Origin of the sequence: Aquabacterium sp., assembly GCF_036279655.1 — a bacterium.
Taxonomy (GTDB): Bacteria; Pseudomonadota; Gammaproteobacteria; order Burkholderiales; family Burkholderiaceae_C; genus Aquabacterium.
In genome coordinates this window covers 1-23,344 of sequence record NZ_DASUIT010000071.1, presented here as the reverse complement: position 1 = coordinate 23,344, position 23,344 = coordinate 1, and the positions used below count along the sequence as shown (strand labels likewise).

Here is a 23,344-nt window from a genome sequence, read left to right as displayed (position 1 = left end):
TTTCACAAGCCCTGTGGCGTTAGCAAATGCTAGCGCCACGGGGCTTAGTCGTTTCTGAGATGGAAGATCTTGGTATGTGTACCCAAAAGGAGGCGAGATGTTGAGTTCGTGGCTTGATGATCCGTGGTGGCATGTATCCCGTCGCTGTGCATGGGCTGTGGCATTGGCGACTCTGGTAGGGCCTGCCTGGGCTGCGGGCTCGGTCACCAGTGGCTGCGTGGCAGCCTTCATGGGCGAGCAGGGGCGTGCGCCGGAAGTGGCGGTACCCGGGGTGGTGTTCACAAGCAGTGAAAACAGAATGTTCGATGGCAAGACACCCGTTCCTGCCAGCCAGCCTGTGTCGGTGCCGTACTGTTCTGTCAGCGGCGTGCTGACCGTGGCGCGCCCCGGTGGGGCCAGCGTGATTCACTTCGAGATGAGCCTGCCCGATGACTGGAACGGGAAGTTTGTATTTCAAGGGGGTGGCGGCACCGATGGTGCCGTCAATTCGGCTGTTGGCACTTTGATCCAGAAAAACACCGGTGACACAGCGCTGGCGCGGCGCTATGCCGTGGTGTCGATGGACAGCGGGCACGCGGTATCCATCAACCTGTGGGATGCCGCGTTTTCAGGTGGCAGTGGACTCTACGACGCCTACACCGCGTTCGGTAACGATGCGATCCAGCGCTTGGACTTTGCTTATACCGCCATCGCGTCCATGACCGATGGGGCCAAGGACATCATCGCTCGCTACTATGGCATGGGACCGGCCAGGTCCTACTTTGTCGGGTGTTCCAACGGTGGGCGCCAGGCCGTGATGGCGGCCAAGCGATATCACGACAAGTTCGATGGTGTACTGGCCGGTGCCCCCGCGATCAATTTTGCAAGGCAGGCCATGCAGGCCGCCTGGGATGCGCAGAAGTTCAATGATCTGGTGGCGGGCACGAACAACAAGCCTGGCGATGTGCTCAGCCGCAGCGACATGAATGCGGTGGCCAACAAGATCCGGGCCATCTGTGATCGATTGGATGGCGCAGGGGATGGCATGGTGGCCGATGTGGCCGCCTGTCAGAGCGAGTTGGGGCGGCAGGGCTTTCCTGCCAATCTGGCATGTTCGCCCACGGTGAGCAGTCCATGCCTGGCACCGAGCAAGGTCACCGCACTTCGCAACGTGATGATGGGCCCCCGGACCCGTGATACCGGGGCATCGCTGTACGCCAGTTGGCCCTGGGATCCCGGCATGGAATCCGGAGGCTCGGCCAGCATCACCAGTTGGCGCTCGTGGCGCATCGCATCAGACATCGGTTTTGGTCATTCGATCGCGACGGTCATCGGCACGGGTGTGCTCGCCCAGGTCGCGACCAGCCACCCCGATCCTGATTACGGCGGGACAGCCACAGGTTCTTGGGCCTACTTGCAGAACTATGACCTCAGTTCGTCGGCTGTTGAGCAGACCATGAATGCGGTGGGCTGGAGTGCAGCGGGCCAGACGTTCGGCAAGCCGTACGAGGAGCTCAATGTCCCTTCGCCCGAAGACCTCCGGGCTTTCCGCGACAAGGGCGGCAAGATCATCACCTACATCGGATCAGCCGATCCGGCTGTTTCACTCAACGACACGACAAGCTGGTTCAACCGGCTCATGGCGTTTGACCCGGCGCATCGTCAGTATGCACGCCTGTACGTCGTGCCTGGCATGAACCATTGCGGTGGTGGCCCTGCCACCGACATCTTCGATCTGTTCTCGGAACTGGAGCGCTGGAGCGAGTCCGGGGTGGCACCCAGTGACCAGCCCCTGGACCAACGGGTGGTGATCGGCTATCTCAATCCTGCGAATCTGGATCTGCCGCCTGCGCTGGTGTGGAGTCGAGACCGGACGCGGCCGTTGTGCGAGTATCCCCGCGTGGCCAGATACATCGGGCCAGGGGCACCGTTCACCAACTACATCCCTGCCCGAAACTTTCGGTGCGAGCCCTGAGCAGGTCAGAGAAGTGAGACGATGGGGGTGTACCCGCCCCCGGTCCACCGTCTGCGCTGCTGGGGCGTTGAGTCAGAAGGCGCAGCATCAAGGACACTCATCATGGCATGTGGTCGTTTCCTGAAAACCGTCCGGATTTTCCTGCATACGGGGGCTTGTAGGCGGATCGTTGGCCTGTCTCTGCTGGCTCTGGTGTCCGCCTGCAGCGTGGTGCAGGTGGTCTACAACCAGGCGCCCAATTACGTCTATTGGCGCATGAACTCGGCCATGAACCTCGACGATGCGCAGCAGGATGTGCTTCGATCGGCGACACGGGGGTGGTTTGCCTGGAACCGGTCGTCCCAGTTGCCGCTGATGGCGCGCTTTCTGATGCAGGCCCGCCAGGATGCGCTGGGGGACATCACGCCCGAGCTGGCATGCCGACGTCGTGAGGAGATGGAAAGCTGGGCTCGCGCGGCCATCGATCGCGCCTCGATGCAGTTTGCTCGCGTGGCGGTGTCCTTGAGCGGTGATCAGATCGATCATCTGCGGGACCACTTCGTGTCCCTCAACGAAGATTTCGTGGATGACTACCTGCCGGAGGATCCCCAGGAGCGGCGTGAAGCGGCTGACAAGTTTGCGCTCCGCTGGATCGAGATGTTCTATGACGATCTGGACGGCACGCAGCGCCAGCGGCTGTCAGACGACATCGCCCGTCTGCCCTTCGATGCCCGGGTGATCCATCAGCAGCAGTTGTATTTTCAGCACCGGCTGCTGGCCATGTTGCGGCAGTTCCGGGCGCAACATGTCAGTGCCCATCAGGCCGAGCCGCAGATTCGGGCCTTGCTGATGGACATGGTGGCGCCCACGGATCCTGTGCGCCAGGCCGACATGGCGCGCTGGATCGCCGCGGGCTGTCAGATGGCTGCGTCCGTCCACAACCGAAGCACCGAGGCGCAACGCCGACATGCCAGCGAGCGGTTCCGGCGCTGGCAGTCGGATCTGCTGACGCTCTCCGGCGCGGCCAGTTGACGGAGGCGTCCGCGCTCGTGTGATGGGGCCCCTGACATCGCGGCCCAAACCCGCTACATTGGTGGCGGCGTTTGACACGCCTACATCCATCACAGATCACAGGGGGTCACCATGGGCCATGGCAAGGACGAGGCTGTGCAGACAAAAAAGGTCGAGGGCAGCCCCTTGGCGCGTGTGTTGCTGCGCAGTTGGACCTGGAAGGAGGTCGCCAATGTGGCGACGTCCAGGGTGGGGCTTGAGATTCCTTCGCCAGAGAGCCAGGAACTCGAAGATGCGTATCGGCTCGCCCTGGAGGCCTTCGAGGCGATTCCGGATTTCCCGAATGACTGGGAGGCCCTGCAGCAGCGGCATGGTGTTCTGACGCAGCAGATGCGGGCGCTGACGGACACGAATGTTCCGGCCAAGAAAGACGCCAGGGATGCGCGGATCAAACTCTGCAAGGACGCCAGGAAGGAGGCCGAGAGCATCGCCAGTGCGGTGGACCAGGTGTTCAAGGGGCGGGCGGCAGATGCTCTGTCCGTGGCCAATGTGGATCTGCGTGATCTGCTGGAGCGGCTGGTGCGCCATGGCAATGCAGACCTTGACCGCGATGCCGAGTTCGTGGAGCAGATGGCGCCCGTCATGCAGGATCTGGGCAGCAAGGTCAAGCTGCTCGATGGCCTGTCCAGCGAGAGGCGTGGGGAACTGGAGAGCTTCATGTCTGGCAAGAGCATGTACGTGCCCGAGTTGGGCCAGGTGATCGAGGCCGCCAAGGCGGAACTCAAGCGCCATGAGCGTGCCAAGGACTTGCCCCAGCAGTGGGCCAGATTCCGAACGCGCGCGTGTGAAGAAGTGCCGCCGCCGGGGCGCAAGCGATTTCCGAAGCTCTATCCGACGCAGTCCGATCTGATCAAGGCTTGCAAGGTTTCGATCAAGCTCTATGAGGCGCTGACTCAGGAGGAGGCACGCCTGCAGGATCAGGCCAATGAGGCGGCCATGCACTGGGCCGATCAGGCGTTTTCAACGCTGTGTGATCAGGTGAACCTCTTTTGCCGGATGAAGAAGCGTCTGTCCCAGGCCGAGGCGGAGCAGAAGGAAAAAGAGCGCCAGGAGCAGCGCCAGGCGCGGAAGGAACAAGCATCCCGTGTCATCGAAGAGGAGGATGAGGAGCCTGTGCGGATGCCTGTGCGCAGAGCCGATCCGGCAGCTCAGCGCATCATCCGCATTGACAACGCGGCGCTGGAGTCCCGGGATGCGCTGAGCAAGGCGGAGCAGGACAAGGTGGACCTCTTCAAGAGGCTGGATGGTCAGCGCGTCCAGGGCCGCTTGCGTGACACCATGAACGACGTGTTCGGGTGCTACGAGGTGGTCCGCTATCACACCATTCGCATATCGCAGCGGCGTCGCATTGAGTTCACGGTCGATATGGAGACCGAGGGCGAGATCCATCTCGGGCTCGTCAATATCGGTGATCCGACGTACGAGCACTGAAGGGCGGTCTGGATCTCACGCGGGTGTGGCATCGGCTCTGGAAGGATAAAGCCCATCCAGGCAGATGCCGTACACCGACCCGGGGATGGGTTCCTTGCCCTTCAGATCGGGCAGGGCGAAGTGGGTCTGGCCATCGCCGCCATAGCGCGTGCCCAGGAGGGCGTAGAGAGCGAGATGGTCCCTGATCTCCAGGGCTGTGCCGTCGCAAGGCATCCAGCCGCGCGGCATGAAGTCGAAGGCGAACAGCTGAATCTGTCCCAGAATCAGGGCGTCAAAGGCGCAGGAGGCCGCATGGCTGCCCGCCGTCTCCGGTGCCTCGTCCAAGGCGGATGCTGGTGTCAGACGGGGCTCCGCGACAGGCGCTTGCCAGCCTGATGCGATGAGGCGGGCCATGTGCTGCTTGTTGTACAGCCAAGGCATCACGATCTGGAAGATGCCCAGCGTGAGCACCGTCAGGACAAAGTGCAGCAAACCTCTGGCGACCTCTCCTCGGGACACGGGCACCAGCCATCCAAGGAAGAGGTAGGTCCAGCAGTAACCGGCATACCCCTGTTTCACCTGTCCTGTCAGCGGATGGGTCAGGCTGACGGCGTGTTGCCATCCCATCACCGCGGCGCCGATGACGAAGGTGGTGGCGGTGTTGGTGGCGATCAGCCAATGCCAGATGGAGAAGGATTCCATGCCGATGTCCTGTTCGTTGTAAAAAAAGAGACCCCTGCTCGGGGTCTCTTTGGTGGGGCTGCGAGTTCGGCTGAACGATCAGACGCGCTCGATGATCATGGCAATGCCCTGGCCGCCGCCGATGCACATCGTGATCAGGGCATAGCGGCCCCCCGTGCGTTGCAGTTCGTAGATGGCCTTGGTCACCAGGATGGCGCCGGTGGCGCCCACAGGGTGGCCCAGCGAGATGCCCGAACCATTGGGGTTGACCTTCTCGTTGTCCATGCCGAGCTCCTTGGCCACGGCACAGGCCTGGGCTGCGAAGGCTTCGTTGGCTTCGATCAGGTCCATGTCAGAGATCTTCAGGCCGGCCTTTTCCAGGGCGATGCGTGAAGCGGGCACGGGGCCGATGCCCATGTACTCGGGCTCGACACCGGCATGACCGTAGGACACCAGGCGGGCCAGGGGCTTGAGGCCCAGGGCCTTGGCCTTCTCGGCCGAGGCCATCACCACCGCGCCAGCGCCGTCGTTCAGGGTCGAGGCGTTGCCGGCGGTGACGGTGCCCTCTTCCTTCTTGAAGGCCGGCTTCATCTTGGCCAGGGCGTCCACGGTGGTGTCTGCCTTGACGCCTTCGTCGGTGTCGAACAGCACCACGCCCTTGCGGGTCTTGATCTCGACGGGGACGATCTGCTCCTTGAAGAGACCGGCGGCCACGGCCTTGGCAGCGCGCTGCTGCGATTGCACGGCGTAGGCGTCCTGCTGCTCGCGGGTGATGTCGTAGCGGGCGGCCACGTTTTCAGCGGTGATGCCCATGTGGATGTTCATGCGCGGGTCATGCAGAGCACCCAGCATGAAGTCCAGCATCTTGACGTCGCCCATGCGGGCACCCCAGCGGTTGCTGGTGACCAGATAGGCGCCACGGCTCATGGATTCGGCACCGGCGCCAATGGCGACGTCACAGTCACCCAACTGGATGGCCTGGGCAGCCGAGACGATGGCCTGCAGGCCCGAGCCGCACAGACGGTTCACGTTGAAGGCCGGGGTCTCCTGCGGCACACCGGCGTTCAGGGCCGCCACGCGGCTGATGTAGGCGTCTTGCGGCACGGAGGGGATCACATTGCCCATCACGACGTGGCCCACGTCCTTGGGGGCCACGCCAGCACGCTCCAGCGCCGTCTTGATGACCAGGGCGCCCAGGTCAGCAGGCGGGACATCCTTGAGCGCGCCACCAAAAGAGCCGATGGCGGTACGGGCTGCGCCCACGAAGACGACTTCACGAGTCATGGTCTGATCCTTCACAAGTGGTGGTGTTTGACAAAGAAAGAGGCCAGACCAGGCAATGATCTGGCGAGAATCATTGTCAGATTATGACGCGTCGCAGCATGCCTGTCTGAACTGAAAACCTTCAGCGGGGGTGTCGCCCGTTCGGCAAGCCCGCCTGGCGTGCCAAAGTACCCAGCATCAGGGTCTCGAACAGGGCCTGGGCGTCCTGCAGCCGCTGGGCTTTGTGTTCGGGTGCCTCGATGTGGGCGATGCACAGCCGGAAGGTTTGCTCGGTGATGATGCGCAAGGGCAGTTGCAAGGCCTCGTCCGGCACGGGCGGCAGGGCCTGGCGGGCGCGCAGCTCGTGCAGCATGTCCTCCTGCAGTTGGGTCAGCATCTGCCGCACGGCGTCGCGCAGCGGGCCCGGGGGGCCGTATTGCTCACGCATCGAGACGATGAAGACATCGCGGTGCGCCAGGGCAAAGTCCAGCAACCAACTGACCACCGTCAGGCTGACCACCTCGTTGGCGGGGGCGCTCTCGCGGGCCTGCCGCAGGCCATGCCGAAGCTCGCTGCCGAAGTCGTTCACCACCTCCTGGAGCAGATCTTCCAGGCTGTCGAAGTGTCGGTAGAAGGTGTTGTGGTTCAGGCCGGCTTCGCGGGCCAGTTCGCGCAGGCCCAGGGTCTGCGCGCTGCTGTGGCGCGCCGCCAGTCGGGCGGTGGCTTGCATCAGCAGGCGCTTGCCTGGGGCCATCGGGGTGGGTGAGCTGCTCATCGCATGTGCCGCATGACGCGGGGGCTGGCCTGGGGCAGGGAGAAGGCCAGCATGGCTTGCTGCCGCATCAGATTCATCACGCCCAGTTTACCGGGCAGGCTGTGCAGGCGCGCGCCCCAGTGCCGGTACAAGGTGTAGGCGCTGGTGAGCAGGCGCTCGGGCGAGTCCCAGTGGGCCCAGGGGTGCCGCGCGAAATCTGCGCTGCAGATCACCTCGCGGGTGGCCTGCGCGGGGGGCATGCCTTGCTGGCATCGGCGGTGCAGGGCCTCGTGCACAAAATGCCAGTAGTCGATCACGGTCTGGACATCCGGGGCCGTGGCCAGAGGGCCATGCCCTGGCACGATCACATCCACGTCCAGTGACTGGAGCAGGCTCAGCCCGGCGACCAGGGGCTCGATGGGGCCGGACCACATCACCGGCGTCACGCCCACAAAGAGGATGTCCCCGGCGTAGGCCACGCGCCGCGAGGGCACGTGCACGATGGCATCGCCATCGGTGTGGCCCGGGCCGACTTCGGTGATGACGATGTCCACGCTGCGGATGGTCAGGGTCTTGTGCCGTGAAAAGCCCTGGTTCGGATCGGTGATGGTGATGCCGCCGAAGTCATAGGGCTTGAACATCTCATGCATGTAGTGCCCGAACTGATGGAGGCCCGCCAGGGGCAGGTAGCGCATCAGCGTGCCTCCGTGTTTGAGCGCGCTCAGCGAGCGTGGATGCATGTGGTGCATCTGGTGGATGCAGGCTTGCGTGGCGTAGATGGGGCGGTCCTGAAAGAGTTGGTTGCCCCAGCAGTGGTCGCCATCGGCGTGGGTGTTGATGACCGCCTCGATGGGCGAGTGGCCTGTGATGTCTGCGACACCGGCCAGCATCTCGCGGGTGTAGCGCAGGTCCCAGCAGGTGTCGATCAGCACACTGGCGCCCCCGCAGTCGATCAGGCCGATGTTGGTCTCGCCCCAGGAGCCGTTGGGCACCATCCAGGCATAGGTGTCGGGGGCGATGCGATACAGGCCTTCGGTGAAGGCGGGCGTCTCGCCAAAGCGGGTCAGGGCGCGACCCGGGCCGCTCAGCCAGGTGGGGATCATCGGGCGTGTTCAGCGGATGGTGTGCACGATCTCGCCAATGGGCTCGATCACCAGGCGCAAGGTGTCGCCGCGCTTCAGCCAGTGGCCAGTTTCCATGCCGCAGCCGCCGGGCAGGGTGCCCGAGGCGATCAGCTCACCGGGATAGAGGTGTTCACTGCGCGAGAGGTGGGCCAGCACTTCACCCGGGTGGTAGCGCATGCCCCGGGTGGAGGTGGTCGACACGCATTGCCCGTTGATCTCGACGCGGGCCTGCAGTTGCCCGACGATGGGCAGGATCTCGTCGGCCGTGACCAGGGTGGGGGACATGGAGCTGAGAAAGTGCTTGGATTTCTGGGGCCCCAGGCCGGTCTGCATCTCGGCGCGTTGCACATCCCGGGCCGAGAAATCGTTGACGACCACAAAGCCGCCGATGGCCGCCAGGGCTTCGTCAGGGGTGGCGTTGTAGAGCGGCTTGGCCAGCACCCAGCCCAGTTCCAGTTCGTAGTCCAGCGCCTGGGTGTAATCGGGGGGCTGCACGGCGCTGCCGCCGGGCACCATGGTCATGTGGTTGCCGAAGTAGTAGACGGGCTGGCGATGCCACAGCGCCGCCGGCCGAAAGGCCGGAAAGGGCCGCCCGGTGAGTTTTTCAAACCACTGCGTGAACCGGTAGCTGGCCGGCATGAAGCGGCGCGCATAGCCGCGTGAGGACTGGATCCAGTGTTGCTCGAACAGCATGCCGTCCCGAAAGGACAAGGGCTGAAACGGCAGGAGGGGATCCGCGCCTTCCGGGCGCAAAGTGGGCAGGGCGCTCAGCCAGGACAGGGCGGCCGCTTCGTCGCTGCCGGGCAGCAGGTCGACCCACAGTGATCCCTGCTGACGCTGCAAGGTGGTTTGCCCGAGGGCCTGGGTGCTGGGCATGCGGCGCAGTTTCATGCTTGATCCGTGAAGTATCCAATTGGCTGCAATGTATCCAATTGGATACTTTTGTCAAGGACTGGACCCCAGCAGGCTGACGCTGTGCTCGCTGATCAGTGCCTCGCCATGCTCCAGCATCAGGTAGCGAAAGGCCTCGGCGGCCGGGGACAGCACCTTGGAGGCCTCGTGCACGATGTTCCAGGTGCGGATGACCGGTGTGCCTTCGAACTCGACCCGATGCAATTGCCCGGCGCGCAGTTCGGCCGCCACGGCGTGCAGCGAGATGAAGCTGATGCCCAGGCCGGCCATCACCGAGGCCTTGATGGTCTCGTTGCTGGGGATCTCCATGGCAATGCGGGGGGCCAGGCGGTGCTCGCGCAGGTAGTTGTCCAGCACATGGCGCACCTCCGAGCCCAGTTCGCGCACGATCAGCGGGTAATGCACCAGGGCTTCGATGGGTGGGTGCCCCACCCCCAGCAACGGGTGCCCCGGTGGGCACACAAAGACCATGGGGTGCCCGGCAAAGGGCTCGGAGCGCAGTGCGTATTCCCCCTTGGGTGGGCGGCCCATCACCGCCAGGTCGATCTCGTTGCTGTGCAGGCGGTCCATCAGTTTGGTGAGGTCTCTTGTTACATCCAGACGCACATCGACGCCTGGGTGTTCGGACTGAAAGCGCGCCAGCAGGGCGGGCAGGAAGTAGCCCGCCGTGCTGAGCAGGCCAATGGTCAGCACCCCTGTTTCGACCCGTTTGAAACGCGCCATCACGTTGTCGGCATCCTTGAGGGTGGACAGCAGGCGCTTGGCATAGACGAGAAAGTACTCGCCGGCCATGGTCAGCTGCACCTGTCGACCTTGGCGTTCAAACAGCGGCATGCCGACGTGGCCTTCCAGCTCCTTGACCTGCATGGTCACGGCGGGCGGGGTGAGGTGCAGGCTCTCGGCCGCCTGGCTGAAACTCAGGTGCCTGGCCACCTCCGTGAAGACCCTCAACTGCCGAAAAGTCACGCTTCTCATTAAGTAAAACCTTAAGCAAAGCCAAAGAATTACTGAATTTACCTTAGTTCATGTGCGCCCTAGAGTGGTTTCAACCCTTGTCGTTTGAACTCACTTTTCAGAGCGAACCATGAACAAACCCATCGATGAAGGCGTCATCACCGACGCAAAGAAGCGCTACAGCGCTGGTGTGCTCAAGTACCGCCAGATGGGCTACTGGGACGCCGACTACCAGCCCAAGGACACGGACGTCATCTGCCTGTTCCGGGTCACCCCGCAAGAGGGCGTGGACCCCATCGAGGCCGCCGCAGCCGTGGCTGGCGAGTCGTCCACTGCGACCTGGACGGTGGTGTGGACCGACCGCCTGACCGCCTGCGACAGCTACCGCGCCAAGGCCTACAAGGTCGAGGAAGTGCCCAACAACCCGGGCCAGTACTTTGCCTGGGTGGCCTACGATCTGGTGCTGTTCGAAGAAGGCTCGATCGCCAACATGACGGCCTCCCTGATCGGCAATGTCTTCAGCTTCAAGCCGCTCAAGGCTTGCCGCCTGGAGGACATCCGCATCCCCGTGGCCTATGTCAAGACCTTCAAGGGCCCACCCACCGGCCTGATCGTCGAGCGTGAGCGTCTGGACAAATACGGCCGCCCCCTGCTGGGCGCCACCACCAAGCCCAAGCTGGGCCTGTCGGGCCGCAACTACGGTCGCGTGGTCTATGAGGGCCTCAAGGGCGGTCTGGACTTCATGAAGGACGACGAGAACATCAACTCGCAGCCCTTCATGCACTGGCGTGATCGCTTCCTGTTCGTGATGGATGCAGTCAACAAGGCCCAGGCCGTGACCGGCGAGGTCAAGGGCAGCTACCTGAACGTGACGGCCGCCACCATGGAAGACATGTACGAGCGTGCCGAGTTTGCCAAGCAGCTCGGCTCGGTCATCATCATGGTCGACCTGGTGATTGGCTGGACGGCCATCCAGTCCATGGCCAACTGGTGCCGCAAGAACGACATGATCCTGCACATGCACCGTGCAGGCCATGGCACCTACACCCGCCAGAAGAGCCATGGTGTGAGCTTCCGCGTGATCGCCAAGTGGCTGCGCCTAGCCGGCTGCGACCACCTGCACACCGGTACCGCCGTGGGCAAGCTCGAGGGCGACCCCATGACCGTGCAGGGCTACTACAACGTCTGCCGCGACAGCATCACGCGCCAGGATCTGCCCCGTGGCTTGTTCTTCGAGCAGGACTGGGCCGACCTGCGCAAGGTCATGCCGGTGGCATCGGGCGGCATCCACGCCGGCCAGATGCACCAGTTGATCGACCTCTTCGGCGATGACGTGGTGCTGCAGTTCGGTGGCGGCACCATCGGCCACCCGCAAGGCATCCAGGCCGGTGCCGTGGCCAACCGCGTGGCCCTGGAGTGCATGGTCAAGGCCCGCAATGAAGGCCGTGACATCCGCAATGAAGGCCCCGAGATCCTGCGCCGTGCGGCTCAGTTCTGCTCGCCGCTCAAGCAGGCCCTCGACACCTGGGGTGACATCACCTTTAACTACGCCTCGACCGACACGAGCGACTACGCCGTGACGCCGTCGGTGGGCATGTAAGACCCGACACCCGGAGATCACCACCATGATGACCAACCCCACCGGCCGCCTCACACAGGGCCAGTTCAGCTTCCTGCCCGACCTGACGGACGAGGAGATCACCCTGCAGATCGAGTACGGCCTGCGCAAGGGCTATGCCTGGAGCGTCGAGTACACGGACGATCCGCACCCGCGCAACACCTACTGGGACATGCATGGCCACCCCATGTTCGATCTGGAGGATGCCGCCGGCGTGATGATGGAGCTCAAGGCCTGCCGCCAGGCTTTTCCCAATCACTACATCCGCCTGCTGGCCTTCGACAACACCCGGGGTGTCGAGACCGTGGCCATGAGCTTCATCGTGAATCGTCCGGCCCGTGAGCCTGGCTTCACGCTGGAGCGCATGGAAGTGGGCGGCCGCAGCATGCGCTACAGCACGCGCAGCTATGCCGCCGAACAACCCGAAGGCGAGCGCTACCAGCGCTGACGCAGGGAGACACCCGCATGAGCACGCCGCTGTACAGCATTCCCGGCAGCGCCGCCGCCCTGGTGGCCTCCGGCGCGAGCATGGCCCGGGCTCAAGCGCAGGCGCAGCTCGGGTCCACCCCGATCGAGGCCGACGCCCCCAGACTGCCGCGCACCGTGGCCGACGTGCTGGCGGACAGCCAGGTCGAATCCGTGATGGACGAGCTCGACCGCGATCTGGTCGGGCTGGCCCCGGTCAAGGCGCGCATCCGCGACATCGCCGCACTGCTGGTGATCGACAAGCTGCGCACGGTCCATGGCCTGGCCGCGCAGAACCCGTCGTTGCACATGTGCTTCACGGGCAACCCGGGCACGGGCAAGACCACCGTGGCCATGCGCATGGCCGAGATCCTGCACCGCCTGGGCTATGTGCGCAAAGGCCACCTGGTGGCCGTGACGCGCGACGATCTGGTGGGGCAATACATCGGCCACACCGCGCCCAAGACCAAGGAAGTGCTCAAGAAGGCCATGGGCGGGGTGCTCTTCATCGATGAGGCCTACTACCTCTACCGCCCCGAGAACGAGCGCGACTACGGGCAGGAGGCCATCGAGATTCTGCTGCAGGTGATGGAAAACCAGCGTGACGATCTGGTGGTGATCCTGGCGGGCTACAAGGACCGCATGGACACCTTCTTTCAGTCCAACCCGGGCATGTCCTCGCGCATTGCGCACCACCTGGACTTTCCTGACTATGCGGTGGGCGAGTTGCTGACCATTGGCGAGGCCATGCTGACGCAGCAGCACTATCGCCTGGGTCCCGGCGCACGCGAGGCCTTCGATGACTACCTGCAGCGCCGCCTGCAGCAGCCCCATTTTGCCAATGCACGCAGCGTGCGCAATGCCCTGGACCGTGCCCGCCTGCGTCAGGCCAGCCGCCTGTTCCAGGACCGAGACAAGGCGCTCAGCGCCGACGACCTCAGCACCATCGAGGCTCAGGACATCCTGGGCAGCCGCCTGTTCGCCCAAGGGGAGCCCACCCGCGCCGCCTGAGGACACTGACGATCATCACGACAACAACAAGAGGATCTGCACCATGACTGCGCCTGCTTCTGTCATTCCCACCCTGGGCGTGTCCACTCTGGACGAGGCCCTGACCCTGAACCTGGCCGGTATGGATGCCGAGCTGGTCATCTCCCTGCGCGAGACGATTGGGGTGATTGCCCAGGCCTGCGCGCGCATCAGCGAGGTGGCTTGTCAAGGCCCGCTGTCTGGCGCTCATGGTCTGGCCGATGCCCACAACTCGCAGGGTGAGGCGCAAAAGAAGCTGGACCTGCTGGCCGATGACATCCTGTCATCCGAGCTGGCCACCTGCCGTCATGTGGCGGGTTGGGCCAGCGAAGAGCATGAGCAGGCCCACCCTTCGTGGGACCACGAGAACACCGGGCGCTTCCTGGTGGTGTTCGATCCGCTGGATGGCTCGTCCAACATCGATGCCAACATCTCGATCGGCACCATCTTTTCCCTGTTGCCCCATCCCTATCGGGGCACCACGCCGGGCGATGCGGGTTTCATGCAGCCCGGGCATCAGCAACTGGCTGCGGGCTATGTGCTCTATGGCCCCGCCACCAAGCTGGTGCTGACCTGCCGCCGTGGCGTGATGGTTTTCACCCTGGATCGCCACTCCATGCACGATGGTCAGCCTGCCCGCTGGATCCTGACGCGCGATCAGGTGCGCATTGCGCCGCACACCCGCGAGTTCGCCATCAATGCCTCCAACCAACGCCACTGGGAAAAGCCGGTGCAACGCTATGTGGCCGAGTGTGTGGCCGGCGACAGCGGCCCGCGCATGAAGGACTTCAATATGCGCTGGGTGGCCTCCATGGTGGCCGAGGTGCATCGCATCATGACGCGCGGTGGCGTCTTCCTGTACCCGCGCGACACCCGCGAGCCCCGCAAGCCCGGTCGCCTGCGCCTGATGTACGAGGCCGCGCCCATGGCCCTGCTGGTCGAGCAGGCCGGCGGCAAGGCCAGCACCGGCACCAGCCATCTGCTGGACCTGGTGCCCGACACCCTGCACCAGCGCGTGCCCGTGATCCTGGGCTCGCGCGAGGAGGTCGAGCGCATCGTCAGCTACCACGCCGACCCGCACGAGAACGTCTCCTTCCAGCTCTTCAAGACCCGTTCGCTGTTCGTGCAGCCGCAGGCCTGACCCCGAGAAACGCCATGTCCAAGCGCCATCCCATCATCGTTGTGACCGGCTCCAGCGGAGCGGGCACTTCCACTGTCAAGGCCACCTTCGATGGCATCTTCCGCCGCGAAGGCATCACCGCCGCCGTGATCGAGGGCGATGCCTTTCACCGCTACAGCCGCGTCGAGATGAAAGTGGCCATGGCCCAGGCAGAAAAAGAAGGGCGACATCTGAGCCACTTCAGCCCCGATGCCAACGAGTGGGCCGAACTGGAGCAGCAGTACCGCGCCTATGGCGAAACCGGCCGCTGCAAGACGCGCTACTACCTGCACAACGAGGCCGAGGCTGCCCCTTATGGCCAGGAGCCTGGCACCTTCACGCCCTGGGTGGACACACCCGTGGACACCGACCTGCTGTTCTACGAGGGCCTGCATGGCTGCGCCAAGACCGACCAGGTCGACCTGACCCGCCATGTTGACCTCAAGATCGGTGTCGTGCCCATCATCAACCTGGAGTGGATCCAGAAGATCCACCGCGACACCAAATCGCGCGGCTACTCCAAGGAGGCCGTGGCCGACACCATCCTGCGCCGCATGCACGACTACGTGCACTACATCTGCCCGCAGTTCGCCGAGACGGACATCAACTTCCAGCGCGTGCCGGTGGTGGACACCTCCAACCCCTTCATCGCCCGCGACATTCCCACGGCGGGCGAGAGCATGACGGTGATTCGCTTCAAGAACCCGCGCGGCATCGACTTTCCCTATCTGCTGTCCATGATCCCGGATTCCTTCATGTCGCGAGCCAACACCATCGTGGTGCCGGGCGGCAAGATGGATCTGGCCATGCAACTCATCCTGACCCCCATGATCCTGCGCCTGATGGAAATCCGTCGTGCGCAGATGCAGTGAGCCCCGACCATGAACGCTGTGCGCCCCCGACTCATCACCTTCGACCTGGACGGCACCATGGTCGACACCGCCGCCGAAATCGCCGAAGCCGCCAACCGCACCCTGCGTGAGATCGGCCTGCCCACGCGCCCGCTGGGCGAGGTCACCGTGCTGATCGGGCACGGCACGCGCGAGCTCATGCGCGGCCTGCTGGCCCAGGCCCGCGAGGCCGGCCACACCCAGGTCGATCAGCTCGACACCGACGCCGTCATGGCCTGCTTCGAGCGCCACTACCATGACACCACAGGCACGGACAGCCGCCTCTACCCGGGCTGCCTGGAGGGCTTGCAGCGCCTGCGCGATGCCGGGGTCCAGCTGGCTTGCGTCACCAACAAGGAAATCCGCTTTGCCCGGCGCGTGCTGGAGGTGACGGGGCTGGCCCCCTTCTTTGGCATCGTCATCGGTGGTGACAGCCTGGTCGAGAAAAAACCCCACCCGCTGGTCATCGACCATTGCCTTGGCGCGCTGTCTGTGGATCAATCACAAGCCGCACATGTGGGAGACTCGAGCATCGACGTGGACACGGCACGCCGCGCTGGTGTGAGGGCCTGGGCCGTGCCGTATGGCTACAACGGCGGACGGGCCATCGAGACGGCGCAGCCTGACGGGTTGTTTGCCAGCATCGACCACATTGCCGACCACGTTCTGTCCGACCTGCAAGCCGCTTGATCGATTGTCTGATTCCACCAGGAGAGCACCATGGCCGTGAGCACCCCGATCGCCGACATTGGCTGGCCCGCCGCTGACTTCCGCCTCAAGGGCACCGACAGCCGTTTCCATGGCCTCAAGCAACTGGCGGGCCCCCGTGGCACGCTGATCATGTTCATCTGCAACCACTGCCCCTATGTCAAGGCGGTGATGCCGCGCATCATCCGTGATGCACGCGAGCTTCAGGCTCTGGGCGTGAACACCATTGCCATCAATGCCAATGACGATCAGGCCTACCCGGAAGACAGCTTCGCCCACATGAAGCAACTGGCCCGCGAGCTGGACCTGCCCTTCCACTACCTGCATGACGAGACACAGGACGTCGCACGCGCCTACGACGCCGTCTGCACGCCGGATTTCTACGGCTTCGATGCCGACCTGCGCCTGCAGTATCGCGGCCGGCTGGACGCCTCACGCAAGGATCCTGCTCCCGAGGATGCCCCGCGCGAATTGTTCGATGCCATGCGCCTGATCGCACATTACGGCTACGGCCCGGCCGAGCAGCACCCCAGCATGGGCTGCTCGATCAAGTGGCGTGATGAGGTGGCACCCCACCAGGCGCAGACGGCCTACGCTCAGCCCTCGATGTGAGGGCGCATCCGGCCATCAAGCCGTGCCGTGTTTGGTTTCGAACAGCACGCCGATGGACTGCAGCAAGGGCGTCGGCAGCACACCGCCTGCGCAGACGATGACGGCCTCATTGGGCAGATCGAGCACACCCTCCAGGGTGTTCAGGGTCACCTGGTGCGCGTCGATCCGGACCACGGTGGATTGCAGCATGACCGTCAGCCGTCCGGACTGCTCCAGCGACGTGAGCCGCTGACGGTTCTTGTCCTTGACGCGAGAAAACGCCTGGCTCCGGTAGGACAGGGTGACGGTGGTGCCGGGCGTCTCGGCCAGCGCGATGGCCGCCTCTAGCGCGCTGTCGCCCCCTCCGACCACCAGCACATGCTGATCGCGGTATTGCTCGGCGTCGATGAGCCGGTACACCACCTTGGCCTGTTCCTCGCCGGGCACATCCAGCTTGCGGGGTGAGCCGCGGCGGCCCAGCGACAGGAGCACGGTCCGGGTGTGATAGGTGGCCTTCGATGTCCGCACCAGGAAGCTGCCGTCGTCCTGGCGATCGACCCCTTCCAGGCGCTCACCCAGTTGAAAACTCAGGCCGGTACGCGCCACCACATCGTTCCAGAACGACAGAAGGGATTCCTTCTGAACTTCGGTGCCCAGGTTCATCGTTCCAATCAGATCCAGTTTCACTGGTGCGGTCATGGCGATCTTGTTGCGCGGGTAGTGGTAGACCGTGCCGCCCAGTGAGGCTTCCTGCTCGATGATCTTGTAGCGCAACTGGTGATGCAGCGCGCTCAGCCCCGCCGAGATGCCGGCCGGCCCAGCTCCGACGATGACCACATCCAGCGGTGCCGCAGCGGTCTGCCCTGGTGTGTGGATCTTCTTGTGGATCGCACGCATGGCCTGTCGACCTTGCTCGGCGGTCTTGCGGATCAGGCCCATGCCACCCAGTTCGCCCGCAATGAAGATGCCCGGCACACTCGATTCGAAGGTTGGCGTGAGCACCGGGATGTCCACACCGCGCTCGGCCGTGCCGAACACCAGGGTGAGCGCTTGAGTCGGGCACGCGGCCACACAGGCGCCATGCCCGATGCACGCCGAGGCATTGATCAGGGTGGCCTTGCCATCGACGATGCCCAGGGCTTGCTCGGGGCATGCCTTGGCGCAGGCTCCGGAGCCGAAGCAGCGATTGGGGTCGACCACCGGATGCAGCGAAGCGGGTTCATGCAGGCCAGCCTGGCGGGAGGCCTGGAGCGCGGCTTCGGCGGCCAGGCGCTTCCTGTGGCGGTGGAGAAGATGCAGTCCAACCGCCAGAGCAGCAGCGCCAGCGTACAGAGTGAGGTAAGCAGGGAACAGCATGGTCGCCAGTCTAGGAGCGGATCTGGCCCGGCAGGTCGAGTGTGTGGCGCGATGTCTGCGACTGGTTCATCTGCCCTTCAGGCATGTAAGCGTTGTTACATGCGGGCCGGATTGACCCCCCTAATAGAAGGGCTTATCGATAGAATCCCGGTCTGCCTGGCGTCTTGCCAGGCCAGGTCTACAGGAATCTCCTGATCGAAAGCAGTGCCCTCATGAGCCCCTCCGGACCGGTCCGGGATGCTGCGCGCACCGAGTTGCGCTCGGACCTGATCATCTATCTCACGCTGGTTCTGTTGACGCTGGCCGCCTGGTGGGTTTCTGCCCAGGGCTGGTTCACGTCATGGTCGCGTGTGGGCTACTGGTTGGGAGTGGCGGGTGGTGTGTCCATGTTGCTCCTGTTCACCTACCCCTTGAGAAAGCGCTGGCGGGTCACCTATGGATGGGGCGCAACCCGTTACTGGTTCATCGTGCACATGGTGCTGGGCGTGATGGGGCCCTGGCTCATCTTGTTGCATTCGACCTTTCAGATTGGCTCCACCAACGCGGCCGTGGCGCTGTATTCCATGATCGTCGTGGCCCTCAGTGGGGTTGCGGGTCGTTTCCTGTATGTGCGGCTGCATGCCGGCCTGCGCGGAGAAAAGGCCTCTCTGGCAGGCATGCGCGCAGCGATGAGTCAGGCGCATCAGGAGGCGGATGCCCATCTGCAGGGCATGCCTGAAGTACTGGATGCACTGCATGCCTTCGAGACAGCGGCCCTGTCATCGGATCAGGCAGGCAAGGGCGGTTGGTGGTGGCGCCTGGCCGTGCTGCCCGTGCAGCGTCGACGAGTGGTGCGGCAATGCCGTCAGAGCCTCAAGCAGGGCCTGGCGCACCACAAGAGTCTGGGTGAGCAGATCGACCGTTATGCACTGGCGGTCCAGCGCGCAGCACAGTTCCAGACCTTCGAGCGCCTGTTTTCGATGTGGCATGTGGCCCATGTGCCCTTCGTCTGGATCATGGTGCTGTGTGCCATCTTTCATGTGATTGCGGTCCATGCGTACTGATGCGCTGACACGGCTGTGGTACTTCACGCTGGTCTGTGTCCTGTCCTTGGCAGGGTGCCTGGGTGTGCATGCACAGTCCATCGAGTCCGTGCTGGCACCGGGCGAGCTCATCGCCGGGCACGTCAAGGTGGAAAACGATTGCAGCAGTTGCCACGTCCGATTCAATCCCAAAGGCCAGGATGCCTTGTGCATGGCCTGTCACAAGGAGGTCGGGCAGGACATCAAGACGAAGCAGGGCTTTCATGGTCGCCTCAAGGGGCAGCCGACCTGCCGCAGTTGCCACACGGATCACAAGGGCCGTCAGGCTCGCATCGTGGATCTCGACAGGAAACACTTTGATCATCGCCAGAGCGATTACCTGCTCAAGGGCAAGCATCAGGAGGTGGCGTGCGACAAGTGCCATGTGTCCGGCAGGAAGTACTGGCAGGCGCCCATGGACTGCCTGAGTTGCCACAAGAAGGATGATGTCCACAAGAGCGGCCTGGGTGGCAAATGCGCCGATTGCCACCACGAGTTCGACTGGAAGGACGCCCGCTTCGATCACGACAAAAAGACGCGCTTTGCGCTTCTTGACAAGCACGATCAGGTCAAATGTGACGACTGCCATGCGAATGGCCGCTACAAGGACACGCCCCGCACCTGCGTGGGCTGCCACAAGGACGACGATGACAAAAAAGGACACAAGGGGCGCTATGGCACCCAGTGCGAGAGCTGTCACAAGGCCTCATCCTGGAAGGACCTCGTCTTCAATCACGATGTGGACACGGATTACCCCCTGAGGGGCAAGCACCGCAAGGTCGAGTGCTCGGACTGCCACACCGGCCCCCTGTACAAACAGAAGCTGCCGCAGCAATGCTGGGCCTGCCACAAGCAGGACGACAAGCACAAGGAGACCCTGGGGCGAGACTGTGCGTCTTGCCACAGCGAATCAAGCTGGAAGGATCCCCCCAGATTCGATCACGCCAAGACGCGCTTTCCCTTGCTGGGCAAGCACCTCAAGACGGACTGCAAGGATTGCCACAAGAGCGCGCTCTACAAGGAGGCGCCCACGGACTGTTTTGCCTGCCACCAGAAGGATGACAAGCATGAGGGCACCCTGGGCAAGGCCTGCGCGGATTGCCATGCAGAAAAGAGCTGGAAGACGACCGAAGGGCGCTTTGATCATGACCGCACGAAGTTCGCCCTGCGCAACGCACATGCATCCAGCAAGGTGGCTTGCTCCGACTGCCACAAGGGCGGGCTGAAGCACTTGCGGGGCACACCGGTGACGTGTGTCTCCTGTCACAAGAAGGACGACAAGCACGAGGGCACCCAGGGACCGCTTTGCGAGCAGTGTCATGGTGACAAGGACTGGAAAGCGACGGCGTTTGATCATGCCAAGACCCGTTTCCCCTTGACGGGGCGGCATCGCGATGTGGTGTGTTCGTCCTGTCATGCAACAAAACGTTTCAAGGACGTTCGCCTCGAATGTGTCTCATGTCATCTCAAGGCGGACCAGCACAAGGGCAAATTTGGCACCCGTTGTGAAAGCTGCCACAACGCCCGGCACTGGCGATCGTGGGAGTTCAATCACGATCGACAGACCAGATACCCGCTGACGGGCTCGCACGCCCGTGCCAGATGTGAAGCCTGTCACACCCGACCGGCGCCTGCGGGCCGATCGATTGCCGATGTGGGACAACGTTGTGTGGACTGCCACCTCCGGGATGACCCGCATGACGGAGAGTTCGGGCAACGCTGTGATCAGTGCCATTCCACGGGGCGCTGGATACAAATTGATAAGCGCTTCAGCTTGAGTTCAGAGTAACCATGTCCAATGTGGGGTATTGAAACAATTCCACAGGTGCCCGGCGGTTTCGGGCCAGCCAAAGACGTTCAGACCCCCACCCCATGACCGAGACCCACACGATCACATCCCCGATGAGAAGGGCGGCCGCAGCGCTGCTCCTTCTGATCGTGCTCATGTGCGTGGGGATGTGGTCTGGGCTGGCGGTCGCCCAGGGGGCCGGTGTCACGCGTTTCGATCACCTGAAGACGGGCTTCCCGCTCACGGGGTCACACAGCACCCTGCGTTGTGAGTCGTGCCATCAAAATGGCGTGTTCAAGGGCACCCCCAAGGATTGCCAGACCTGTCACACCACTGGCTCGAGGTTCTCTCGTGCCAATGTGGTCTGGCCATCCAATCACATCCCGACCACGCAGTCATGTGACACCTGCCATGGCACGCAGTCCTTTTCGGGGGCGCGGTTCACGCATACGGGTGTGATACCGGGGAACTGCCAGTCCTGTCACGATGGGCTGCACACGCAGGGTAAGTCGGCGTCTCATGTGAGCACGCGCGCGTCCTGTGACTCGTGCCACAGCACCACGTCCTGGAATGGTGCCAAGCCGGACCACAGCGGGTTCTCGTCAGCCACCAACTGTGCCTCGTGCCACAACGGCCGTGCGGCGACAGGCAAGTCCTCATCGCACATTCCGGTGTCGTCCAATTGCACCAGTTGCCACGGGGTCAACGCCTGGAAGCCCAGCCAGTGGAATCACTCTCAGCTGAGTGTGGCGGGGCAGTGCTCTTCCTGCCATTCGGGGGCATATGCGCCAGCCGATGGCAAGCCCAGCGATCACATCCCGTACCAAGCCCTCACGGGTGTGGCCACGGGCAACTGCGACAGTTGCCACAAGGGCAGCTATGCCAGTTGGAGCAACGGGCGTTTCCATGCGAACGTGACGGTCACGAACCAGTGTGCGAGCTGTCACCTGACCTCGGCCTACGGGCTCACCAGCAAGCCAGCCAATGCCACCCATGCAGGCATTGCAGGGGGGTGTGAGTCCTGCCACAACACGGGCGGTTGGGCGGGTGCGCAGGTGGATCACGGTCGTTTCAACACGTCGACGCAGTGTGCCAACTGCCACAATGGCAGCACCGCCATGGGTAAGTCGAGCAGCCACATTCCGGTGTCTGCCAACTGCATCAGCTGTCACTCGGTCAATGCCTGGAAGCCCAGCTCGTGGGATCACTCTCAGGTGAAGACGGTGGGCCAATGCTCGAGCTGTCATACGGGCGGCTTCCCGCCTGCGGACGGTCGATCCAGTGACCACATTCCTTACCAGAGCCTGACGGGTGTGTCGGTCTCCAGTTGCGATAGTTGTCACAAGGGCGGTTATGCCAGTTGGTCCAATGGACGCTTCCATGCGAACGTGGCGGTCACCGGGCAGTGCGCGAGTTGTCACCTGACCTCGGCCTACGGGCTCACCAGCAAGCCAGCCAATGCCACCCATGCAGGTATTGCAGGAGGGTGTGAGTCTTGTCACAGCGCCAGTGGCTGGGCGGGTGCCAAAGTGGATCACAGCCGCTTCAATGCTTCGACACAGTGCGCCAGTTGCCACAATGGCAGCACAGCCACGGGCAAGCCGGGCAGCCACATTCCGGCGGCGGCCAACTGCATCAGTTGCCACACGGTCAATGCCTGGAAGCCCAGCACCTGGAACCACACGCAGACGACGGTGGCCGGGCAGTGCTCGACCTGTCATACGGGCGGCTTCCCGCCGGCGGACGGTCGATCCAGTGACCACATTCCTTACCAGAGCCTGACGGGCGTGGCGGTGAGCAACTGCGACAGTTGCCACAAGGGGGGCTACGCATCGTGGTCCTCCGGGCGTTTCCATGCCAATGTCAGCATCAGCAATCAGTGCGCAAGCTGCCACTTGACGTCCGCGTATGGCCTGACAGCGAAGCCCTCCAACAGCGTGCACTCCGGCGTGGCGGGGGGCTGTGAGTCCTGTCACAACACCAGCGGCTGGGCGGGTGCCAAAGTGGATCACAGCCGCTTCAATGCATCGACGCAGTGCGCCACTTGCCACAACGGCAGTGCGGCCACAGGCAAGCCGGGCAGCCACATTCCCGTGGCGGCCAACTGCATCAGTTGCCACACCGTCAATGCCTGGAAGCCCAGCACCTGGAACCACACGCAGACGACGGTGGCCGGGCAGTGCTCGAACTGCCACTCCGGGGCCTTCCCGCCGGCCGATGGCCGACCCAGCAGCCACATCCCGTATCAGAGCCTGACGGGGGTGGCGGTGAGCAACTGCGACAGTTGCCACAAGGCGGGCTACGCATCGTGGACCTCCGGGCGATTCCATGCCAATGTCAGCATCAGCAACCAATGTGCGAGCTGCCATCTCACGTCAGCCTATGGTCTGACGTCCAAGCCATCCAGCAGCGTGCACTCCGGTGTGGTGGGGGGGTGCGAGTCCTGCCACAACACCAGTGGCTGGGCGGGGGCGCGAGTGGATCACAGCCGCTTCAATGCATCGACGCAGTGCGCCACTTGCCACAACGGCAGTGCCGCCACGGGCAAGCCGGGCAGCCACATTCCGGTGGCGGCC

General features: G+C 63.6%; 20 protein-coding genes. 13 read left to right on the top strand and 7 right to left on the bottom strand.

Features of this window, described 5'->3' with window-relative positions:
- Positions 1–157 precede the first annotated feature (157 nt).
- The 3 genes from VFW84_RS08455 to VFW84_RS08445 all read left to right on the top strand — a co-directional run bounded on the left by VFW84_RS08455 (position 158) and on the right by VFW84_RS08445 (position 4,435).
- Positions 158–1,954: a tannase/feruloyl esterase family alpha/beta hydrolase gene (locus VFW84_RS08455; protein WP_329680014.1), complete on the top strand. Its 1,797-nt coding sequence runs from the start codon at positions 158–160 to the stop codon at positions 1,952–1,954.
- Between the two features lie 192 nt (positions 1,955–2,146).
- Entirely contained in the window at positions 2,147–2,965 is an 819-nt protein-coding gene (locus tag VFW84_RS08450; protein WP_329680013.1) for a DUF6279 family lipoprotein, read from the top strand.
- Positions 2,966–3,100: 135 nt separating this feature from the next.
- Positions 3,101–4,435, top strand: coding sequence for a hypothetical protein (locus VFW84_RS08445; RefSeq protein WP_329680012.1), 1,335 nt, complete (start codon positions 3,101–3,103; stop codon positions 4,433–4,435).
- 15 nt (positions 4,436–4,450) lie between these two features.
- Here VFW84_RS08445 and VFW84_RS08440 read toward each other — a convergent pair whose 3' ends face one another.
- The 6 genes from VFW84_RS08440 to VFW84_RS08415 form a co-directional block, all read right to left on the bottom strand.
- Positions 4,451–5,116, bottom strand: coding sequence for a phage tail protein (locus VFW84_RS08440; protein ID WP_329680011.1), 666 nt, complete (start codon positions 5,114–5,116; stop codon positions 4,451–4,453).
- A gap of 78 nt (positions 5,117–5,194) precedes the next feature.
- Positions 5,195–6,379 carry an acetyl-CoA C-acyltransferase family protein gene (locus VFW84_RS08435; RefSeq protein ID WP_329680010.1) on the bottom strand — a complete coding sequence of 395 codons (1,185 nt, stop codon included), beginning with the start codon at positions 6,377–6,379 and terminating at the stop codon, positions 5,195–5,197.
- Positions 6,380–6,500: 121 nt separating this feature from the next.
- Positions 6,501–7,133: a TetR/AcrR family transcriptional regulator gene (locus VFW84_RS08430; protein WP_329680009.1), complete on the bottom strand. Its 633-nt coding sequence runs from the start codon at positions 7,131–7,133 to the stop codon at positions 6,501–6,503.
- On the bottom strand, positions 7,130–8,215 hold the full coding sequence (locus VFW84_RS08425; RefSeq protein ID WP_329680008.1) for an MBL fold metallo-hydrolase: 1,086 nt from the start codon (positions 8,213–8,215) through the stop codon (positions 7,130–7,132). Before VFW84_RS08425 ends, VFW84_RS08430 begins: the two co-directional genes overlap by 4 nt.
- Positions 8,216–8,224: 9 nt before the next feature.
- Positions 8,225–9,127, bottom strand: coding sequence for a fumarylacetoacetate hydrolase family protein (locus VFW84_RS08420; RefSeq protein ID WP_329680007.1), 903 nt, complete (start codon positions 9,125–9,127; stop codon positions 8,225–8,227).
- A 54-nt stretch (positions 9,128–9,181) separates the two neighbouring features.
- Positions 9,182–10,123: a LysR family transcriptional regulator gene (locus VFW84_RS08415; RefSeq protein ID WP_329680006.1), complete on the bottom strand. Its 942-nt coding sequence runs from the start codon at positions 10,121–10,123 to the stop codon at positions 9,182–9,184.
- A 109-nt stretch (positions 10,124–10,232) separates the two neighbouring features.
- On the opposite strand from VFW84_RS08415, the gene VFW84_RS08410 reads away from it, so the two are divergent.
- The 7 genes from VFW84_RS08410 to VFW84_RS08380 all read left to right on the top strand — a co-directional run bounded on the left by VFW84_RS08410 (position 10,233) and on the right by VFW84_RS08380 (position 16,583).
- Entirely contained in the window at positions 10,233–11,702 is a 1,470-nt protein-coding gene (locus VFW84_RS08410; RefSeq protein WP_329680005.1) for a form I ribulose bisphosphate carboxylase large subunit, read from the top strand.
- Positions 11,703–11,727: 25 nt separating this feature from the next.
- The gene (locus VFW84_RS08405; RefSeq protein WP_329680004.1) at positions 11,728–12,168 is read left to right on the top strand and encodes a ribulose bisphosphate carboxylase small subunit; all 441 of its coding nucleotides are present in this window, start codon (positions 11,728–11,730) and stop codon (positions 12,166–12,168) included.
- A gap of 80 nt (positions 12,169–12,248) precedes the next feature.
- A complete protein-coding gene (gene cbbX / locus VFW84_RS08400) occupies positions 12,249–13,196 on the top strand; it encodes a CbbX protein (RefSeq protein WP_414638937.1) in 948 nt (315 codons plus the stop codon).
- Between the two features lie 43 nt (positions 13,197–13,239).
- On the top strand, positions 13,240–14,355 hold the full coding sequence (locus VFW84_RS08395; protein WP_329680002.1) for a class 1 fructose-bisphosphatase: 1,116 nt from the start codon (positions 13,240–13,242) through the stop codon (positions 14,353–14,355).
- Positions 14,356–14,369: 14 nt separating this feature from the next.
- Positions 14,370–15,245, top strand: a complete 876-nt coding sequence (locus VFW84_RS08390; RefSeq protein ID WP_329680001.1) for a phosphoribulokinase — start codon at positions 14,370–14,372, stop codon at positions 15,243–15,245.
- Positions 15,246–15,254: 9 nt separating this feature from the next.
- The gene (gene gph, locus VFW84_RS08385; protein WP_329680000.1) at positions 15,255–15,953 is read left to right on the top strand and encodes a phosphoglycolate phosphatase; all 699 of its coding nucleotides are present in this window, start codon (positions 15,255–15,257) and stop codon (positions 15,951–15,953) included.
- Between the two features lie 30 nt (positions 15,954–15,983).
- Positions 15,984–16,583: a thioredoxin family protein gene (locus VFW84_RS08380; protein ID WP_329679999.1), complete on the top strand. Its 600-nt coding sequence runs from the start codon at positions 15,984–15,986 to the stop codon at positions 16,581–16,583.
- A gap of 15 nt (positions 16,584–16,598) precedes the next feature.
- Here the strand turns inward: VFW84_RS08380 and VFW84_RS08375 are convergent, their stop codons facing one another.
- The gene (locus tag VFW84_RS08375) at positions 16,599–17,918 is read right to left on the bottom strand and encodes an NAD(P)-binding domain-containing protein (RefSeq protein ID WP_329679998.1); all 1,320 of its coding nucleotides are present in this window, start codon (positions 17,916–17,918) and stop codon (positions 16,599–16,601) included.
- Positions 17,919–18,130: 212 nt separating this feature from the next.
- On the opposite strand from VFW84_RS08375, the gene VFW84_RS08370 reads away from it, so the two are divergent.
- The 3 genes from VFW84_RS08370 to VFW84_RS08360 all read left to right on the top strand — a co-directional run.
- Positions 18,131–18,961, top strand: coding sequence for a hypothetical protein (locus VFW84_RS08370; protein ID WP_329679997.1), 831 nt, complete (start codon positions 18,131–18,133; stop codon positions 18,959–18,961).
- On the top strand, positions 18,951–20,768 hold the full coding sequence (locus VFW84_RS08365) for a cytochrome c3 family protein (protein ID WP_329679996.1): 1,818 nt from the start codon (positions 18,951–18,953) through the stop codon (positions 20,766–20,768). The genes VFW84_RS08370 and VFW84_RS08365 overlap by 11 nt, the downstream gene beginning before the upstream one ends.
- Before the next feature lie 83 nt (positions 20,769–20,851).
- Positions 20,852–23,344, top strand: a 2,493-nt coding sequence (locus VFW84_RS08360; RefSeq protein WP_329679995.1) for a cytochrome c3 family protein, incomplete at its 3' end; no start/stop codon positions are given.

What these genes read in the sequence shown, in the direction of transcription:
- VFW84_RS08440 (WP_329680011.1), bottom strand. Translation starts at nt 5,116, where the DNA reads ATGGAATCCTTCTCCATCTGGCATTGGCTGATCGCCACCAACACCGCC.
- VFW84_RS08435 (WP_329680010.1), bottom strand. Translation starts at nt 6,379, where the DNA reads ATGACTCGTGAAGTCGTCTTCGTGGGCGCAGCCCGTACCGCCATCGGC.
- VFW84_RS08430 (WP_329680009.1), bottom strand. Translation starts at nt 7,133, where the DNA reads ATGAGCAGCTCACCCACCCCGATGGCCCCAGGCAAGCGCCTGCTGATG.
- VFW84_RS08425 (WP_329680008.1), bottom strand. Translation starts at nt 8,215, where the DNA reads ATGATCCCCACCTGGCTGAGCGGCCCGGGTCGCGCCCTGACCCGCTTT.
- VFW84_RS08420 (WP_329680007.1), bottom strand. Translation starts at nt 9,127, where the DNA reads ATGAAACTGCGCCGCATGCCCAGCACCCAGGCCCTCGGGCAAACCACC.
- VFW84_RS08415 (WP_329680006.1), bottom strand. Translation starts at nt 10,123, where the DNA reads ATGAGAAGCGTGACTTTTCGGCAGTTGAGGGTCTTCACGGAGGTGGCC.
- VFW84_RS08410 (WP_329680005.1), top strand. Translation starts at nt 10,233, where the DNA reads ATGAACAAACCCATCGATGAAGGCGTCATCACCGACGCAAAGAAGCGC.
- VFW84_RS08405 (WP_329680004.1), top strand. Translation starts at nt 11,728, where the DNA reads ATGATGACCAACCCCACCGGCCGCCTCACACAGGGCCAGTTCAGCTTC.
- cbbX (WP_414638937.1), top strand. Translation starts at nt 12,249, where the DNA reads ATGGCCCGGGCTCAAGCGCAGGCGCAGCTCGGGTCCACCCCGATCGAG.
- VFW84_RS08395 (WP_329680002.1), top strand. Translation starts at nt 13,240, where the DNA reads ATGACTGCGCCTGCTTCTGTCATTCCCACCCTGGGCGTGTCCACTCTG.
- VFW84_RS08390 (WP_329680001.1), top strand. Translation starts at nt 14,370, where the DNA reads ATGTCCAAGCGCCATCCCATCATCGTTGTGACCGGCTCCAGCGGAGCG.
- gph (WP_329680000.1), top strand. Translation starts at nt 15,255, where the DNA reads ATGAACGCTGTGCGCCCCCGACTCATCACCTTCGACCTGGACGGCACC.
- VFW84_RS08380 (WP_329679999.1), top strand. Translation starts at nt 15,984, where the DNA reads ATGGCCGTGAGCACCCCGATCGCCGACATTGGCTGGCCCGCCGCTGAC.
- VFW84_RS08375 (WP_329679998.1), bottom strand. Translation starts at nt 17,918, where the DNA reads ATGCTGTTCCCTGCTTACCTCACTCTGTACGCTGGCGCTGCTGCTCTG.
- VFW84_RS08370 (WP_329679997.1), top strand. Translation starts at nt 18,131, where the DNA reads ATGAGCCCCTCCGGACCGGTCCGGGATGCTGCGCGCACCGAGTTGCGC.
- VFW84_RS08365 (WP_329679996.1), top strand. Translation starts at nt 18,951, where the DNA reads ATGCGTACTGATGCGCTGACACGGCTGTGGTACTTCACGCTGGTCTGT.